Source organism: Sphingobium sp. SG1, assembly GCF_057063145.1.
This window is the reverse complement of sequence record NZ_JBVVOJ010000004.1, coordinates 393,064-409,969: the sequence shown is the minus strand read 5'-3', so window position 1 is coordinate 409,969 and position 16,906 is coordinate 393,064. Positions and strand designations below refer to the sequence as shown.

The window sequence follows — 16,906 nt, the reverse complement described above, 5'->3', positions numbered from 1 at the left end:
ATTAATCCGCCGCCCCCCTGCTAGAAGGATCGCACAAGAGGACCGGAGCAACCGGGCCGGCAGGGAAGAGGAGTGGGCCGCATGGCGGCAAGCCATCATCATGTCCGTCACTGGAGCCGCCGATCGGCGCTGGGCCTGATCGCCTGCGTGCCGCTGGGGATTGCGAGCATGGCCAATGCCGCCGAGTGCGTCGATCCGGCCAGCCTTTCGGCCGCGCAGAAGAGCATGCGCAAGTCGCTGGGCTTTCGCACGTCGAACGATGCGACCAAACGCTGCGGCCTGTGCGCCTTCTTCACCGCCGCCCAGCCGGGTTGCGGCAAATGCGCGCTGCTGAGCGGCGGCATCGTGCCGGCCGAGGGCGTGTGCGACAGCTGGGCGAAGAAGAGCTGATGGCGAACCCCGCGCGCCAATATGTCTGGGATTTGCCCATCCGCCTGTTTCACTGGGCGCTGGTCGGCCTGATCGGCTTTTCCTGGTGGAGCGCGGAAACCTATCACATGGACTGGCATCGCCTGTCGGGCCAGGCCGTGCTGTTCCTGATCGCCTTTCGCCTGATCTGGGGCCTGATCGGGTCGGGGCCAGCGCGCTTTGCCCAGTTCCTGCGCGGGCCGCGGGCAATCCTCGCCTATCTGACCGGCCGCGCGCCTGCGACGCCAGGCCATAATCCGCTCGGCGGCTGGAGCGTGGTAGCGATGCTGCTGGCGCTGTCGGTCCAGGTCGGCACCGGCCTGTTCGCGGTTGATATCGACGGCATCGAATCCGGGCCGCTGTCGCATCTGGTCGATTTCGATCAGGGGCGGCTCGCCTCCGACATGCACGGCGTCAGCTTCACCATCCTACAGGTGCTGATCGGCCTGCATATCCTGGCGGTGCTGTTCTACCTGCTGGTGCGGCGGCGCAACCTGATCGGGCCGATGGTCAGCGGCCGGGCGAAAGTGACCGGCGAGCCGGTGGCGGTGCGGCGCGCGTCGCCTGTCGCCTTCGCTGTCGCGATCCTGCTGGCGGGCACCCTCGCCTGGTGGGTCTTTGCCGATCCGATGCTGTGACAGCCATGAAAGGGACGAGGATGAGGATGCACGATACAGCGCGGATGAAGCGACCGGCCGCTATGCTGGCACTGCTCTGCGCCGCTCCGCTGGCGGCGGCACCCGGCGATGTCGTCGCTACCCGGATCGCGGGTTTCCGCGAGGTCGGCGCGGCGTTCAAGAATATCAATGACGAGCTAAAATCGGCCACGCCGCAAACCTATGTGATCCAGATTTCGGCGCGGCAGATCCGCGATTATGCGCGCCAGCAGCAGGGCTGGTTCCCGGCCGGCAGCGGCCCGAAACCCGGCGTCAAGACGGCGGCCAAGCCCGAAATCTGGAGCCAGCCGGCCGCATTCAAGGCGGCGCAGGACGGCTTCACCACGCAGGCCAACAGCTTCGCCACCGTCGCGGCGAGCGGCGACGTGGCGAAGATGCGGGCGGCGGCCAAGACGCTGGGGCAAAGCTGTGGCACCTGCCACCGCAGCTTCCGCGTCGAGGAGAAGCGCTGATGTGGCGCCGGGCGGCCGCGATCCTGTGGCTGGCACAGCCGGCCGCGCTCTGGGCGCAGGCCGCCGACCTGCCGCCCGAGGCGGCGAGCGGCGAGCCGCTGCCGGCGGGGGTCAGCGTCCGCAAGGTCGGCGCGCAGAACGTCTATGTCGATGCCCATGGCCGCACCCTCTATGGCATGGACATGCGCGCCGTGACCGGGCGGACCGGGCATCAACCGCTCTGGTGTTCGGGCGATTGCCTGACCCAATGGACGCCGCTCGCCGCGCCCGCCAAGGCGGAGATCGTGCCTGCACCGCCCGAGTTCGGCGGCGATCGCAAGGCGCCCCGACTGAAGCAGGACGGCCCCGACTGGATCGTGATGCAGGGACCGAGCGGGCCGCAATGGGTCTATAAGCGGGTCAATCTGGTCTTCACCCATGCCGGCGAGCGGCCTGGCACGATCGCCCATGAGGGCGAGGACGGGCTGGTCTGGAACAGCCTGAAATATGTGCCGGCCGCGCCCAAGATCGACGCGCCGGCCGATGTGACGGCGCGGCTGGTGGACGGGCGCTATCTGCTGGTCGATGGCCAGGGCAATTTGCTGGTGACGCATAAGGGCAAGGCTTGTGGCTCCACCTGCGCCGACTGGCGCGTCTTCCCGGCGGGCATGGCGCGACGGGGCATGGGCGCCTGGACCGTGCGGCCCGATGGCGACCGCGCCCAATGGGCCTATCGCGACCGGCCGGTCTTCACCATCGCGGGCGACGACCCGGCGGATATTCCCGCCGAGGCCGAACCGCTGATCCCATGACATTTCGCAAGGAGAGGATGATCGTGCAGTATCATCGCAAACTGATCCTGCTGCTGGGCGCGCTGCCACTCGCGGCGTCGGTTTCGGCGCGGGGTGATGCCCCCGCCAAACCCGCAGCACTGCCCGCGCCGCCGGCCAATGGCGAGATGGGTTTCGTCCTCAGCCATTTCGCGCCCGCCATCTATCAGGGCAAGGAGGATTGCCCGCAGGGCCTCGCGGCGACCCTGCGCGAAAATTATCTCCAGACCCAGCCGGTGGGGGAACGCACGCGGCTGCTGGAAAAGGCGAACGAGAAGGATCTGACCGCGCGCTGGACCGGCTATGCCTTCGGTCCCGACAATCTCAACATCTGCACCCATCCCGACAAGTTCGACCGGCCGCCCCAGCGCATGGTGCAGGGCAAGGTCGCGCAGGGGCTGAACCTGGACGATGATGCGGATGGCGCAGCGGCGGGCGACAGCTGCGGCCATGCCAATTTTACCGGGCCTGCGGGCGAACCGGGCGTCGACAACCAGATGTGGCGGGCAATGGGCTGCGTGCGGACCTGGCGCGGGGTCGACGGCACGGGCGGCGATATCGTCAAGGGCCTGACCCAGTTTCTGGTGAGCGGCGAACATAGCCAGGTGCTCTTGCTGACCGGCGTCGACAGTCTGGAAAATGATCCCGAGGTGACGGTGATCTACGCCAATACCGAGGATCGGGCGGTGGTGGATTCGCGCCAGAATTTCATCCCCGGCGCCAGCTACAGCGTCACCGCCAATGCCGCCCATCGCAATGTGCTGAAAGGGCGGATCGTCAATGGCGTGCTGACCACCGAGCCGGCCCATATCCGCCTGAAGCAGAATTGGGGCCAGGGATCGGAGCGGGACATTCGCGGCCGGCGCAACGAATATGATTTCACCAAGGCGCGGCTGCGCTTCACCTTCCAGCCGGACGGATCGATCAAGGGCATTGTCGGCGGCTATCAGCCGATCTGGAACGTGATGGCCAGCGCCTCGGTCGGTGGCGAGGGCGCGGCGACCACGGCCGGCTATGACTGCGCCGCCATGTATGCGGCGTTGAAGGCGATGGCCGATGGCGATCGCGATCCGGCGACCGGCCAATGCCGCCGCATTTCCAGCGGCATGGAGGCCTGGGCCGTGCCCGCCTTTGTCACCGACCGCCTGCCCCAGCCCAAGGTGGCGCAGCGATGAGCGGGCCGTTTCGCCAGAGGGCGCGCTGGGCGCTTCTCGCCGGATTGCTGCTGAGCGCCTGCACGGTCGAGAAGGCGCCGCAGACCGCCGCCACGCCCGAGGCCAGCTTCGCGCCCTTGAAGACGCCGCTGGGCCAGGTGGCGGGGATGCGCCGCCTGACCGAAGCGCAATATCGCAACAGCATCGCCGATATCTTCGGCCCCGACATCAAGGTCGCCGGCCGGTTCGAGCCGATCGTGCGGCCGGTGCATGAGCTGATCGCGACCGGCGCCAGCGCATCGACCATCTCACCCGCCGGACTGGAGCAGTTCGACGCGATGGCGCGCAATATCGCCGCACAGGTCTTCGCGCCGGATCGCCGCGCCCAGTTCATGCCCTGCACGCCGCGCGACGCGGCCGCGCCCGATGCCGATTGCGCCGCGCGGACGCTGATGCCGATCGGTCGCTACCTGTTCCGCCGGCCGATGACGCAGGAGGAGATCGGCGCCTTTGTCATGATGGCCGGCAAGGGCGCCGGCGATGGCCAGGGCTTCTATGACGGCATGCAACTGGCGCTGGCGGCGATGCTGGTGTCGCCGCAGTTCCTCTACATCATCGAGAGCGCGGAGCCTGATCCGGGAGCGCCTGGCAGCCTGCGGCTCGACAACCATGCCCGCGCCGCGCGGCTGAGCTATCTGCTGTGGAACACGACGCCCAATGAGGCGCTGCTGCGCGCGGCTGATGAGGGCAAGCTCACCGATTCCGCGCAGTTCGCGGCAATCGCGCAGAAGATGGTGCGATCGCCCCGGCTGGAGGATGGCGTGCGCGCCTTCTTCGCCGACATGCTGTTGTTCGAGAAGTTCGACGAAATGGCCAAGGACCAGATCGTCTATCCCCGCTTCAACCCCGATGTGGCGTCGGCCCTGTCCGAACAGATGCTGCGCATGATCGTTGACCAGCTGGTGACGCGGCAGGGCGACTATCGCGACCTGTTCACCACCCGGCGGACCTTCATCAACCGGGCGCTGGGGCCGCTCTATCAGGCCAAGGTGTCCAGCATGCAGGGCTGGGTGCCCTATGAATTTGCCGATGGCGACGATCGCGCCGGGCTGCTGGGCCAGGCCGGTTTCCTGGCGCTCTATTCCCATTCGGGCCGCAGTTCGCCGACCCTGCGCGGCCGGGCGATCCGCGAACTGCTGCTGTGCCAGCCGGTGCCCAATCCGCCGGGCAACGTCAATTTCACCGCCGTGCAGGATGTCGGCAACAAGGCGATGCCGACCGCGCGCATTCGCCTGAACGCCCATAACAGCGATCCGGTCTGTGCCGCCTGTCACAAGATCACCGACCCGCTGGGCCTGCCGCTGGAGCGGTTCGACGGCATCGGCGCCTTCCGCCGGACCGAGAATGACGCGCCGATCGATACCGCCGGCGTGTTCGAGGGGACGGCCTTCCAGGGCAATGTCGGCCTGGGCCAGGCGCTGGCGGCGAGCAAGTCGACCACCGAATGCGTCGCCGGCCGCGCCTTCCAATATGCGACCGGGCGCATGCCGGAGGATGAGGAGGCAACCGCGATGGCGCTGGAACAGGGCTTCGCCGCCGATGGCTATCGCATCCAGGCGCTGTTCCTGCGGGTCGCGACCATGGCCGATGCCTATCGCGTCAGCACCCCGCCGCTGGCCAAGCCGCAGGTCGCGATGATGACCAGCCCGCATATCCGAGAAGGAGACCGCCCATGAGCTTCACCCTCGATCGCCGCACCGCCCTGCGCGGCATGGTCAACGGCATGGCCGTGGCCGTCGGCCTGCCGCTGCTCGACATCTTCCTCGACGGCAACGGCACCGCCATGGCGGCGACCGGCGCGCCGATGCCGATCCGCTTCGGCACCTGGTTCTGGGGGCTGGGCGTCAATCCGCCGCGCTGGTTCCCCGGCGCCGCCGGCAAGGATTATGAGCTGAAGGTCGAGCTGGCCTCGATCGAGGCGCTCAAGCACAAGGTCAATATCCTGGGCGATTTCACCCTGCCGCTCGACGGCAAGCCCAACCTGCCGCACATCAGCGGCGGCATCGGCATCCGCACCGGCATGGCGATCGATTCCGACCGGGGCCTACCGGGGCCGTCCTTCGACGTGTCGATCGGCGATGTGATCGGCACCCGCACCCGCTTCCGCTCGATCGAGCTGTCGGCGACCGGCGATCCGCGCAATTCGCTGTCCGGGCGCGGCAATGGCAATCTCAACCCGGCTGAAGTTTCGCCCGCCGCCCTTTATACAAGGCTGTTCGGTGCTGGATTCCATGACCCCAACAGCGCGACCTTCACCCCCGATCCGGCTGTCATGGCGCGGCGCAGTGTCCTGTCCGGTGTATCCGACCAGCGCCAGGCGCTGGAGGCGCGGCTGGGCGCGGCCGATAGGCAGCGGCTCGACCAATATTTCACCTCGCTGCGGCAGCTTGAAAACCAGCTCGACGTGCAACTGACCAAGCCGGCGCCGATGCAGGCCTGTGTCGTCCCGCCCAAGGTGCCCGACCTGCCGGTCAATGCCGAGATCGAGAATGTCATGCGCAATCACGAGATCATGACCGACCTGCTGGTGATGGCGATGGCGTGCGACAATGTCCGGCTGTTCAACATGAACTTCAACAATGGCGCGTCGTCGCTGACGCGGGTGGGCAGCACCATCACCCATCATCAGCTGACCCATGAGGAGGTGCTGGACAACCGGTTGGGCTATCAGCCCGAAGTCACCTTCTATGTCGACAAGTGCATGGAGGCCTGGACCTATTTCATCAAGGCGATGGACGCAGTGAAGGAAGGCGACCGCACCCTGCTGGATAACAGCCTGGTCTTTGCCCATAGCGAGACCGAGTTCGCCAAATTCCACACCATCGACAATATCCCGATGATGACGGCGGGGTCGGCCGGCGGACGCATCCATACCGGCCAATATATCACCGGCGACGGATCGCCGGTCAGCCGGGTCGGCCTGACCCTGCAACAGGCGATGGGCGTGCCGGTCGACCGTTGGGGCACGGGCAGCCTGGAGACGAACAAGATCATCCCCGGACTGATCGTCTGATCCCCTACTCGACCCGCGCCGCGTAGAGGCCGTGATGCGACAGCATGAACAGGGTCTTGCCGTCCGGGCCGCCGAACAGCAGTTGTAGCGGCCGTTCGGGCACGTCGATCCGACCGATCGGCTTGCCGTCGGGCGCGTAGACGAAGACCTGGCCATTGGCGACATAGACCCGGCCCTGCGCGTCGCTCACCACGCCCTCCCCGCCACGATCGGCGAAGGGCTTGAGGTCGGTCAGCGTGCCGTTGCCGGCGACCAGCGCGCTGTAGGTGCGGTTTTCCGACCCGTTGGTGACATAGATGCGCTGGCCCGGCTTGCCCTGGACAAAGCCATAGCTGTCGAGCGTGTGGGAGAAGCGCAGGCCGCGATGGTCGACCGGCCCCTGGGCGAAGACGCGCCAGGCCGGCAGGGAAATGCTGCCGTCGGGCGAGACATAGGCCTGCGCATTGGACTGGGCGGTATCGCGGGCGAACATGTCGGCAAGCGTGGTGAATTGATAGGTCTTGGGATCGATCTGGTCCCTGAACTCGCCATTCACCCACCAGTTGACCGGGAAGATGGTGGCCGCGCTGCCCTGCCCCGCGGGCGTCGCCGGGATGACGCTGACCTGCGTGTCGGGCGCGCCGGGGGTGACGCTGTAGACGGTGCCGTTGCGGCCATAGGAAGAGAGAACGAGCAGGTTGCCTGCCTTGTCGATGGTCAGGTTCACCGGATCGAGCGCGGCGTCGCGGATCATCTCCAGCCGGCCCGCGTCGGACCAGCGCCAGATGCGCTGGAAGAAACGGTCGATGAAATAGAGCCGCCCCTGTGCGTCCACCGCGCCGCCGCCCAAGCCATAGAAGCCGTCAGCGAGCTTCCGAACGCTGGCTCCGCCGAAGGTCGAGGGGGCGACCGGATCGGGCTTCGCCGGCACGTCCAGCACGGCGAATTCGCGTTCACGCACTTCCAGGCCATGGGTGATGTCCTGAATCGCGTTTTCGAACGGATATTTGGTGAGGCGCAGGAAGGTGCCGCAGCCATTTTCATCGCAGGTGCCGACCCCGCTTTCGGCGTTCACATGGACGTTGCGGAAGCGGATGTCGTGGGAATTGTAGAGCGACACGGCGGTCGGCGCGGGCTTACGTGTGCGGGTGACGCGATAACCGTGGAAATTGGCGACCAGGATATTGTGGGAATCCCGGATTTCGAGCGCGACGGCATCGCCGCTCTCGCCTGCCTCCCCCTCGGTCTGGGGCGCCAGCAATTCCCAGTTGGCGACGCGGTTGAGGCCGATTTCGGTGCGGACATGATGTTCGACCGAGGCCTGGATCAACCGGCCCGGCGTTTCCGTATCGGAGATCAATATGCCCGGATGACCAAAGGTGCTGGGGCTCCAGATATTGGCGAAGGTGCCCCCGCCCCCCTGCGTCACCCAGAGGCTGGCATATTGGCCGCCCCAGCGGCGCGATGCGTCGGGATCGGCGGTGGCGTTGTTGTTATAGGGGCTGCGCCGGCTGCCATCGAAGGCATCGGTGCCATGGCCGCCCTGGAACTTGACGTCGTTGACCATCGAGTTGGCGCCGGCCTTCCACAACAGGCCGGTCGCGCGCGGATTGGCACCATTGGTGTCGAGTGCCAGGCCGGCGACGATCGCATCGCCGCCCTGCGCGCTTTCAATGAGCGCCTTGGGCGCACCGACCCCCTGGAAGGCAGGCGTGCCGTCGGGCAGGACGATCTGGGTCAGGCTGGGGTGGAGGCCGAGCAGCACCGTGTCGGCGCGCAGCCGCAGCGTGTCGCTGACCTTGTAGAAGCCGGCGGGGAGGTAGACGACACGATGGCTGTCGATCGCCTTCTGCAGCACGGCGGTGTCGTCCGTGCTATTGTCGCCCTTCGCCCCCAATGTGCGGACATTCACCCATTCGGAGACGGGCGGCAACGGGCGAATGGCGGGCGCGCCGGGCGCCGGCAGGCTGGCGATCGGCTGCGCCTGCATATCGGTCTTGTAGTCGCCGATCCGGCCAAGCCCCGGCAGGGTCAGGCCATGGGTGAAGGAGGAGACCTTGTAAGCCTTCCCCTGCCCCACCACCGTCCGGCCGCTTTCGCGAAAGCGGGCGAAGGTGGGCATGTTGGCGGCCAGTACATTCTGGAAGCCAATCTGGGTATAGACATTCTTCTCGTTGGAGATGATGACGCCGGCCTTCGACACATTTTCGAAGCGGACATCCTGGCCCCAGAGCCAGTCGCCATAGCCCCGGTCGATCTCGATCCCGACCGGCACATTGCGGAAGGCGACATTGAGCAGGGTCAGGCCCGCCTCATGCTCGCGAATGGCGGCGTCGCGCTGTCCCTCGAACGTGGCATCGACCAGGGCGAAGGGCCAGGCCGGCGAGGTCTTTTCCGCGAGGATGCCATAGCGGCCGCCCTTGAAATGCAGATCCTCCGCCTCATTGGCGACATGGTAGAGGCCGGCGAGGCCCGAACCGATGTCGAAATCGACATGGCTGACGAAGCTGTGCTGGGCGGAATGGAAGCGGATCGCGCTCGCCGCCGGATTGCCGTCCATGATGCGGAAATCGATATTGCCGAGCGCAGAATAGAAGGTGCCCGGATTGGCGTCGGCAATCTTCTTGTCGAACGGCACGCTGCCGGCCGGGGGGAAGGCGGCGGGCCAGCTTTCCTTGTCGGTCTGGCGCTTGCCGCCAGTGAAGATCAGCATATGGGCGACGCCGCGCTGGAAACCGGGCGTGTTGGCGCCGAGCAGGATCACCGGGCGCTGGGCGCCGATGCCGAAGATGCGCACGCCCGGCCACAGGAACAGGGTGCGGCTGATGCGGTAGGTGCCCTGGGGCAGGAAGACGATGCCGCCGCCGGGCGTCGCGGCGGCGGCGTCGAGCGCCTGCTGGATCGCGGCGCTGTCATCGGCGCGGCCATCGCCCACGCCCTTCACCGTCACGGCGCGCGCGTCGTCGGGCATGGCGGTATAGACGGACGGGGAAGCGGCGGCGGGCTGTGCTGCGGCCAGGCACAGCAGGACGGATGCGCAGGCTCCGCTCAATCCACGATAGGTCAGGCCACGATACATCTATCAGGCTCCGTAAAAAGAAGATGTCCCGGCCGTGCAGGACCGGGACAAGTTTGGGGGGAGAGATGTTATGTTTTATCAGAAATTGAAGCGGACACCGGCGCGGTAGATGCGACCCAGCGTGTCGTAGAGCGCCGGGTTGATATCGAGACCGGTGTTGGTCTGGGGCGAGGCGACCGGATCCTTGTCGAACAGATTGTCGACCTTGCCATAGAGGGACACACGGTCGCTGAACTTGAAGGTGGCGCCGATGTCGACATAGAAGGCCCCCTTCATCTTGTTGTAATCGATGGTCGGGTGGTTCGCGGTCGAGGCCGGGCAGGACGACTGGCAGACGACATATTGATTGCCGAAGGTGCCGTCGCTGATCCAGCGTTCCTGCACCGTCAGGCTGAACTTGCCGCTGTCATAGGTCTGCACCGCCAGCCATTTCCAGTCGGGGGTGTTGCCATTGTTGGCGCCGGCCTGATCGACCGGATCGACACCGGCAATGCCGGCGTTGACGATGAACTTGCGGATATGGGTGCCCAGCGCGCGGACGGTGAAATTGCCTGGCAGGCCCAGGGGCTGCTGCCACTGATAGCTCGCCTCGATATCGAAGCCGCTGGTCCGCCAGGAGGCAAGGTTGAACGGCTGGACATTGATATAGTTGAGGCTGGGATTGGCGTTGTCGAGGCTGAAGCCGCCACAGAAGGCCTGATTGCCGTCATAGCAGAACTGGACGATCTGCTGCGCCGACAGGCTGGAGACGACACCCTTCAGCTTGATGTCATAATAGTCGAACGACAGGCTGAGGCCCGGCAGCCAGGAGGGACGCGCCAGCACGATGCCGATTTCGGTGTTGCGGGCGATTTCCGGCTTCAGGTTCGGATTGCCGATGGTGTTCTGGAACGCCTGGACCGCTGCGCCCTGGAAGGGGTCGCTGAAGTTCGGCAGGGTCGTGACGGTCGGCGCGGCGAACAGTTCCGACAGGTTGGGCGCGCGGACGTCGCGCGAGGTGACGGCGCGCAGGCGGATGCCGTCGAGCGGCGTATCCCAGGTGCCGCCGACCTTCCACGCCCAGACCGTGCCCGATGTGCTGTAATGGGTGCCACGGCCCGCGGCGTTCAGGTTGGCGCGGCCGACCGCTTCGCTGTCGAACAGCGGCATGTCGATTTCCACGAAGCCTTCATAGACTTCATATTTGCCGCGACCGTTCTTGTAGTTGCCGGCTGCCCAGTTGCTGCCCTGTGCGCCATTGAGCAGCGGGTCGGCCGGATAATCGGCGCTGTTCGGGCTGAGATCGGACACGCCCGCGCCATAGGGATCGGCGTTCACGCGATAGAATTCGCGGCGATATTCGGCACCGAAGGCGACCGACAGCGGTCCCGCCCACAATTCCACCGGATTGCCCGAGAAGTTGAGGCTGGCGACGTCCTGGGTCAGCTTGGTGTGCTGGAACGGACCATTGTCATGCGGCGCGACATAGGCGAGCGCGGCCGCCGAGGGGGTGAAGCCACCGAAGATGTTGATCGGCTGGCAGCCGAGCGCGCGGGCGGCCGGATCGGCGCAGACGATCGCGCCGTTGAGGGTGATCGCATTGGCCGCTGCGGCATAGCGGTTCTGCAGCACGATATCCTTCACCCGGATGTCCGAGATGGTGATGCCATGCTCATAATAGGCGTCATAATTCCAGTCGGTGCCGGCCGCGCCGAACTTGCCCTTGGCGCCAGCGACGAAGCGATATTGCTTGCGATCGGTATAGACCTGCGGATCGGGGAAGGCGGCGTTGGAAGACCCGAAGCCGAAGGAGGTGATGCCGGCGGTGGCGCAACGATCACGCACCAGCTGCGGCAGATAGGGGTTGGAGCATTGAACGGTCAGGTTGGCGCGGCCATAGCCGGGGCTGGGCTGGTTGTTGGTCTTCACCTGCGCGACATTGACCGTGACATAAGCTTCGTTGTTGTCAGCGAAATCATAGCCGATCCGGCCATAGCCGTTGATGCGCTCCAGCGAGGATTTGAGCGAGGCGCCCGAACCCGGCGCGCCCGACAGATCGCCGCCCTCGCAGAAGCTGTTGCCGCGATAGCAGTTGGTGACCGCGCCGGTCCCGGTCGGCGTGCCGTTCGAGCCATAGTTGAACTGATAGGGATTGCCATTCTGGTCGAAGGCGATGCCCTGCAGCGGGCCATTGTTGATCAGGCCGTAGCGGGCATATTGATAGGGCTGAGCGTAATCGCGGTAATTATATTGCGGCAGGCCATTGTTGGTCTGGCCGGTGTTCATCAGCGTGGTGGCGCGATACCAGTTGCGGCTGCCGGCCAGGTCGGTGCCGAAGTCGCCGGCGCCCACGCCGCCTTCATGGTCATATTCGCCGCTGACGACGACATGCAGGCGATCATCCATGAAGGATTTGCCATAGGCGGCCTGGACCAGCGCGGTCTCGTCATCGCCATATTTGGTGATGCTGCCCAGGATATTGCCCTTAAACCCTTCAAAATGGGTGTCGGTGATGAAGTTGACCACGCCGCCGACCGCGTCCGAGCCGTAGGAGGCCGACGCGCCGCCGGTGACGACGTCGACGCGCTTCACCAGCAGCTGCGGGAACATCGAGATGTCGGGCACGCCGGTGACGTTGGCGCCGACGACGCGCTGGCCGTCGAGCAGGGTCAGGGTGCGGATCGCGCCCAGGCCACGCAGCGAAAAGGAACTGAGGCCCTGCTGGCCGCTGGAGGTGGAGAAGGTGCCGGTGGCGGCGCCGGTCGAACCCTGGAGCGAGGGCAATTGGGCAATGGTGTTGAAGATGTTGGGCTGGGCATTGTTGGCGATCTGCTCCTCACCGATGACGGTGGTGGGCGTCGGCGCATTGAAGCCGCTGGTGGTGATGCGCGATCCGGTGACGATGATGTCGGCGCTCTGTGCGGCCGGCGCATCGCTCGTCTGGGCCTGCGGCGCGGGTTCGGCCGCCGGTTCGGTCTGCGCCTGGGCGGTGCCGGCCAGCGCCATGATGGCGACGGCAGCCAGGCTGACGCCCGCCATATGCCGATGGATTGCGATCTGCACGTTCATTCCTCTTCCCCTCTTGTCACCAGGCGCCCTCCCGGCGTCGGCGCGCCCATGGCGGGCTATTGTGTGAGTATTAATCCCGAGCGGTCGCCACCGCACTTACGACATAGGTCGTAGGCGGCGGCGAACCGTCGCTTTTTCAGGGCTTTGCGGCGTAGAGCGCGTGGTGCGTCAGGATGAAAAGCGTGCGCTTGTCGGGGCCGCCGAACAGGATCTGGAGCGGCCGGTCGGGCACGTCGATCCGGCCCGTTTCCTTGCCGTCCGCGCCATAGACGAAGATCTGGCCATTGGCGACGAACACCCGGCCCTGCCCGTCCACCGCGACGCTCTCGCCACCGCGATTGGCGAAGGGCTTCAGCGCCGTCAGCGTGCCGCCCGGCCCCACCGTGCCGCTATAGGTGATATTCTCCGACCCGTTGGTGACGAACAGGCGATCGCCGATCTTGCCGGAAACGAAGCCATTGGCGTTGAGGCCGTCGGACCAGCGCCAGCCGGTATGATCGATCGGCCCCTGCTGCCAGACGCGGAAGGCCGGCAAAGACAGGCTACCGTCGGGGGAGAGATATTCCTTTGCCTTGGGCGTGCCGACATCGCGAGCGAACATTTCGGCGAGGGTGGTGAACTCGTAGGTCTTGGGGTCGAGCTGGTCGCGAAACTCGCCATTATTCCACCAGTTGACCGGCAGCAGCGTCTTTGCCGTTCCGCTGCGCACCGGGGTCGGCTGGATCAGCGTCATCGCGTCCTTGGAGCCGGCCGGGTCGAAGGCATAGACGCCGCCCTTCGCGCCGAGCGAGGAGAGGACCATGACATGGCCCGAAGCGTCGATAGCGAGATTGACCGGATCGAGCGCATGGTCGCGGACGATCTCCAGCCCCTTGGCCTCGCTCCAGCGGTGGATGCGCTGGAAACGGCGGTCGATGAAATAGAGCTGCCCCTGTGCATCGACAGCCGCACCGGAAATCGACCAGAAGCCATCCTCCAGCTTCTCGACCTTCGTGCCGGACGGCGCGACCGCCGGGACCGCGCTGCCGGCCGGGCCGATATCGAGCGCGGCGAACTCGCGTTCGCGCACCAGCAGCTTGCGGCTGACATCCTCGATCGCATTGTCGAACGGATATTTGCTGGCCCGCAGGAAGGTGCCGCAACCTTCATCGTCGCAGGTGGCATAGCCGCTTTCGCCATTCACATGGACGTTGCGGAAGCGAATATTGCCGGAGTTGGTGATCTTCACCGCGCTCTTTTCCGGCGCATAGGTGCGGGTGACGCGATAGCCATGATAATTGGCGAACAGCAGATTGCTGGAGTTGCGAATGTCGAGCGAGATGGCGTCGGGGCCGTCATCGACTTCCTGTTCGGTCTGGGGTGCCAGGAACTCCCAATTATGGACGTTATCGAGCACGAATTCGTTGCGGGCATGATGTTCGACCGACATTTCATAGACATGGCCGGGCGTGTCGGTGTCGGTGATGTAGAAGCCCGCCTGCGCGAAGCTGTTGGGGCTCCAGACATCGGCGAAGGTGCCGCCGCCCCCGTCCGTCACCCAGATGCTGGGATATTGGGCGTCGAGCCGGCTGTCGGTGACCGGGTCGCCGGTGTTGACGCGCAGCGTGCCGAGCATCTTGCCATCGGCGGTGGGCGTGCCGCCACCGCCCATGATCTTGACGTCCTCGACCAGGCTCTGTTCGCCCGATCGCCATAGCAGGGCGGAGGCGCGCGGGTTCACCCGGCCGGTGAAAAGGCCAAGGCCCGAGAGGATATTGTCGCCGCCCTTGCGGCTTTCGAGGATCGGCAGGACCGGACCGAGACCGGCATGTTTGGGGTTATTGTCCGGGATGAAGAGCTGGGTGATGGCCGGGTGCAGGCCGACGAGGATGCTGTCCGGGCGCAGGGTCAGCTTGTCCGTAACCTTGTAGAAGCCGGTCGGGAAATAGAGGATGCGGCTGGCGTCGATCGCCTTTTGCAGGGCGGCGGTGTCGTCCGCCTTGCCGTCGCCGACCGCGCCCAGGGTGCGGACATTGACCCACTGGTCCATCGGCGGCAGGTCGCGGATCGCGGGCGCGCGCGGCGCGGGCATGGCGGACAGCGGCTGGATGTCCGCGGTGGTGGCGTATTCGCCCGTGTGGCCGAGTGCCGGGACGGCAAGGCCATAGGAGAAATTGGCGACCTTATAGGCCTTGCCCTTGCCGTCGACCGTCCTGCCGCTGTCGCGGAAGCGGGCGAAGACCGGGCTGTTGACGGCCAGAGCATTGTCGAAACCGATCTGGGTGAAGACATTCTTCTCGTTCGAGATGACGACCCCGGCCTTCGACACATTCTCGAACCGGACATCCTTGCCCCAGAGGCTGTCGCTGTAGCCACGGTCGATCTCGATCCCGACCGGCGTGTTCCTGATCGCGACGTTGACGAGGGTAAGGTCGACCTCATGCTCGCGGATCGCCGCGTCGCGCTGGCCGTCGAAGCTGGAGTCGAGCAGGGTGAACTGCCAGGCGGGCGAGGTTTTTTCGGTGACGATGCCGTATCGGCCGCCCTGGAAATGGACATTCTCGATCACGTTCCCGGCCTGATAGACGCCGGCAAAGGCGGTGCCGAGACGGAATTCCATATGGCTCAAGAAAGCATGCTGGGCCATGCGGAAACGCACGCCGGCCGCGGCCGGATTGCCCGCGCCGATCTCGATATCGACATTGCTCATCGACGAATAGAAGGTGCCCGAATTGGCGTCGCGAACGATCTTGTCGCGGGGCACGACGGTCGGCACCGGGACCGGCACCTTGCCGACCTGATATTGATCGCCACCCGCGAAGATCACCATGGTCGACACGCCCTGCTGGAAGCCGGGGGTGTTGGCGCCGAGCAGCAGCACCGGGCGGGTCGGGCCGACGCCATAGACGCGCACGCCCGCCGGCACGATCAGCGAGCGGGTGATGCGATAGGTGCCCGACGGCAGGAAGACGATGCCATGGCCGGTCGTATCGCGGGCCTGGTCGAGCGCCTGCTGGATCGCGGCGCTGTCGTCGGCGCGGCCATCGCCGACGGCCTTCACCGTCACCGCATGGGGCTCGGCCGGCGCGACCGGGAAGACCGAGGTCGTCGCGGCGAAGGCCGGTGCCCCAAGCGTTGTTGCCGCCAACAAAGCCGCGATCATGCTGCGTCCGATCATGTCCGCCTCCCATCCTCATTTTTATAGATGGTGCATGGCTAGGGGAGCGGTCGCGGCTTGGCACTTGCGACAAAGGTCGTAGTTTTCCTGTGGGGTGACACGGCCTTATAGCGGGAAAACCCATCCCCCTACCCCAGCGACCAAGGACGCCCGCTTGCCGATTTCCGCCGACCCTGCCCTCGTTTCGCCCAAAGCCGTGGGACGCGCCGTCATCGTCATGGGGGTCAGCGGCTGCGGCAAGTCGACGCTGGGCGCGATGCTGGCGCAGGCGCTGGACTGCCCGTTCCTGGAGGGCGACAGCTATCATTCGGCGGCGGCGGTGGAAAAGATGCGCGGCGGGCAGGCGCTGACCGACGATGATCGCTGGCCCTGGCTCGACCGGCTGGGCGCGGCAATCGCGGGCACGGTGGCGGCGCAGGGCGTGGCGGTGGCTGCCTGCTCGGCATTGAAGCGCACCTATCGCGACCGGCTGCGCGCGGCGATCGGCGTGCCGGTGCATTTCATCCTGCTCGACAATGACCGCGACGAACTGCTGGCGCGGCTGGGCAACCGGCCGGGCCATTATATGCCCGCCAGCCTGCTCGACAGCCAGCTTGCCACGCTGGAGCCGCCGCTGCCCGAGGAAGGGGCGATGATCCTGAACACCAATGTGCCGGCGACCGAGCTGCGCGACCGGGCCCTGACCTGGCTGGGATCTGGCCTGGCTGGGATAGGGTCACACCGACGCGACAGTTGAAAGTTCATGGTGTCGATAGCCAGCGCTGGCGGGCCGAAAATGGGCGCAATGCGCCTGTTACGCGCCGACGAAGCGACAGTGGCGCTACACTGACGCTCCTTTTACGCGACAGTCAGGCGACAGTGAAGCGACAGCAAGGCGACAGTCGGACCGGCGCCGGGCGGCGCGCGCGACGCCGAATAGCGAACCGGCAAAAGGCGTGATGTCGGAAGAGGGGTCTGTTCCATCCGGCAGGATAGATCAGAGAAAGACCGAATAGGAAAGCGCCGCCAGACGACCGCAGGCGATCAATGTCGGACATTCCTCCCCGGAACGGGGAGGTGGCAGCGCGAAG

General features: G+C 65.9%; 11 protein-coding genes. 8 read left to right on the top strand and 3 right to left on the bottom strand.

The window, feature by feature from the left end:
* The first annotated feature begins 81 nt into the window (after window positions 1-81).
* Genes AC0KVN_RS12440 through AC0KVN_RS12410 form a run of 7 tightly spaced genes read left to right on the top strand, consistent with a single transcriptional unit; the run spans window position 82 to window position 6,573 of the window.
* Window positions 82-390: a high-potential iron-sulfur protein gene (locus AC0KVN_RS12440; protein ID WP_159367050.1), complete on the top strand. Its 309-nt coding sequence runs from the start codon at window positions 82-84 to the stop codon at window positions 388-390.
* Window positions 390-1,046 (top strand): cytochrome b/b6 domain-containing protein, encoded by a 657-nt coding sequence (locus AC0KVN_RS12435; protein ID WP_435568016.1) that lies wholly within the window; start codon window positions 390-392, stop codon window positions 1,044-1,046. Before AC0KVN_RS12440 ends, AC0KVN_RS12435 begins: the two co-directional genes overlap by 1 nt.
* 26 nt (window positions 1,047-1,072) lie before the next feature.
* On the top strand, window positions 1,073-1,537 hold the full coding sequence (locus tag AC0KVN_RS12430; protein WP_483656125.1) for a c-type cytochrome: 465 nt from the start codon (window positions 1,073-1,075) through the stop codon (window positions 1,535-1,537).
* On the top strand, window positions 1,537-2,328 hold the full coding sequence (locus tag AC0KVN_RS12425) for a COG4315 family predicted lipoprotein (RefSeq protein ID WP_435568018.1): 792 nt from the start codon (window positions 1,537-1,539) through the stop codon (window positions 2,326-2,328). The genes AC0KVN_RS12430 and AC0KVN_RS12425 overlap by 1 nt, the downstream gene beginning before the upstream one ends.
* A 17-nt stretch (window positions 2,329-2,345) precedes the next feature.
* A complete protein-coding gene (locus AC0KVN_RS12420) occupies window positions 2,346-3,521 on the top strand; it encodes a hypothetical protein (protein ID WP_435568019.1) in 1,176 nt (391 codons plus the stop codon).
* Window positions 3,518-5,236 carry a DUF1592 domain-containing protein gene (locus tag AC0KVN_RS12415; protein ID WP_435568020.1) on the top strand — a complete coding sequence of 573 codons (1,719 nt, stop codon included), beginning with the start codon at window positions 3,518-3,520 and terminating at the stop codon, window positions 5,234-5,236. The genes AC0KVN_RS12420 and AC0KVN_RS12415 overlap by 4 nt, the downstream gene beginning before the upstream one ends.
* Window positions 5,233-6,573: a DUF1552 domain-containing protein gene (locus tag AC0KVN_RS12410; RefSeq protein ID WP_017498865.1), complete on the top strand. Its 1,341-nt coding sequence runs from the start codon at window positions 5,233-5,235 to the stop codon at window positions 6,571-6,573. Before AC0KVN_RS12415 ends, AC0KVN_RS12410 begins: the two co-directional genes overlap by 4 nt.
* 4 nt (window positions 6,574-6,577) lie before the next feature.
* Here the strand turns inward: AC0KVN_RS12410 and AC0KVN_RS12405 are convergent, their stop codons facing one another.
* The 3 genes from AC0KVN_RS12405 to AC0KVN_RS12395 all read right to left on the bottom strand — a co-directional run bounded on the left by AC0KVN_RS12405 (window position 6,578) and on the right by AC0KVN_RS12395 (window position 15,836).
* Window positions 6,578-9,631 carry a glycosyl hydrolase family 28-related protein gene (locus AC0KVN_RS12405; RefSeq protein WP_435568021.1) on the bottom strand — a complete coding sequence of 1,018 codons (3,054 nt, stop codon included), beginning with the start codon at window positions 9,629-9,631 and terminating at the stop codon, window positions 6,578-6,580.
* Between the two features lie 78 nt (window positions 9,632-9,709).
* Window positions 9,710-12,679, bottom strand: coding sequence for a TonB-dependent receptor plug domain-containing protein (locus AC0KVN_RS12400; RefSeq protein WP_435568022.1), 2,970 nt, complete (start codon window positions 12,677-12,679; stop codon window positions 9,710-9,712).
* 136 nt (window positions 12,680-12,815) lie between these two features.
* On the bottom strand, window positions 12,816-15,836 hold the full coding sequence (locus AC0KVN_RS12395) for a glycosyl hydrolase family 28-related protein (protein WP_435568023.1): 3,021 nt from the start codon (window positions 15,834-15,836) through the stop codon (window positions 12,816-12,818).
* A gap of 154 nt (window positions 15,837-15,990) precedes the next feature.
* Between AC0KVN_RS12395 and AC0KVN_RS12390 the strand changes: the two genes are divergently transcribed.
* Window positions 15,991-16,572 (top strand): gluconokinase, encoded by a 582-nt coding sequence (locus AC0KVN_RS12390; protein WP_435568024.1) that lies wholly within the window; start codon window positions 15,991-15,993, stop codon window positions 16,570-16,572.
* Window positions 16,573-16,906: the final 334 nt, after the last annotated feature.

Coding starts and splice junctions, on each gene's coding strand:
- AC0KVN_RS12410 (WP_017498865.1), top strand. CDS start 5,233: ATGAGCTTCACCCTCGATCGCCGCACCGCCCTGCGCGGCATGGTCAAC.
- AC0KVN_RS12435 (WP_435568016.1), top strand. CDS start 390: ATGGCGAACCCCGCGCGCCAATATGTCTGGGATTTGCCCATCCGCCTG.
- AC0KVN_RS12405 (WP_435568021.1), bottom strand. CDS start 9,631: ATGTATCGTGGCCTGACCTATCGTGGATTGAGCGGAGCCTGCGCATCC.
- AC0KVN_RS12395 (WP_435568023.1), bottom strand. CDS start 15,836: ATGATCGGACGCAGCATGATCGCGGCTTTGTTGGCGGCAACAACGCTT.
- AC0KVN_RS12415 (WP_435568020.1), top strand. CDS start 3,518: ATGAGCGGGCCGTTTCGCCAGAGGGCGCGCTGGGCGCTTCTCGCCGGA.
- AC0KVN_RS12400 (WP_435568022.1), bottom strand. CDS start 12,679: ATGAACGTGCAGATCGCAATCCATCGGCATATGGCGGGCGTCAGCCTG.
- AC0KVN_RS12420 (WP_435568019.1), top strand. CDS start 2,346: ATGATCGTGCAGTATCATCGCAAACTGATCCTGCTGCTGGGCGCGCTG.
- AC0KVN_RS12430 (WP_483656125.1), top strand. CDS start 1,073: ATGCACGATACAGCGCGGATGAAGCGACCGGCCGCTATGCTGGCACTG.
- AC0KVN_RS12425 (WP_435568018.1), top strand. CDS start 1,537: ATGTGGCGCCGGGCGGCCGCGATCCTGTGGCTGGCACAGCCGGCCGCG.
- AC0KVN_RS12440 (WP_159367050.1), top strand. CDS start 82: ATGGCGGCAAGCCATCATCATGTCCGTCACTGGAGCCGCCGATCGGCG.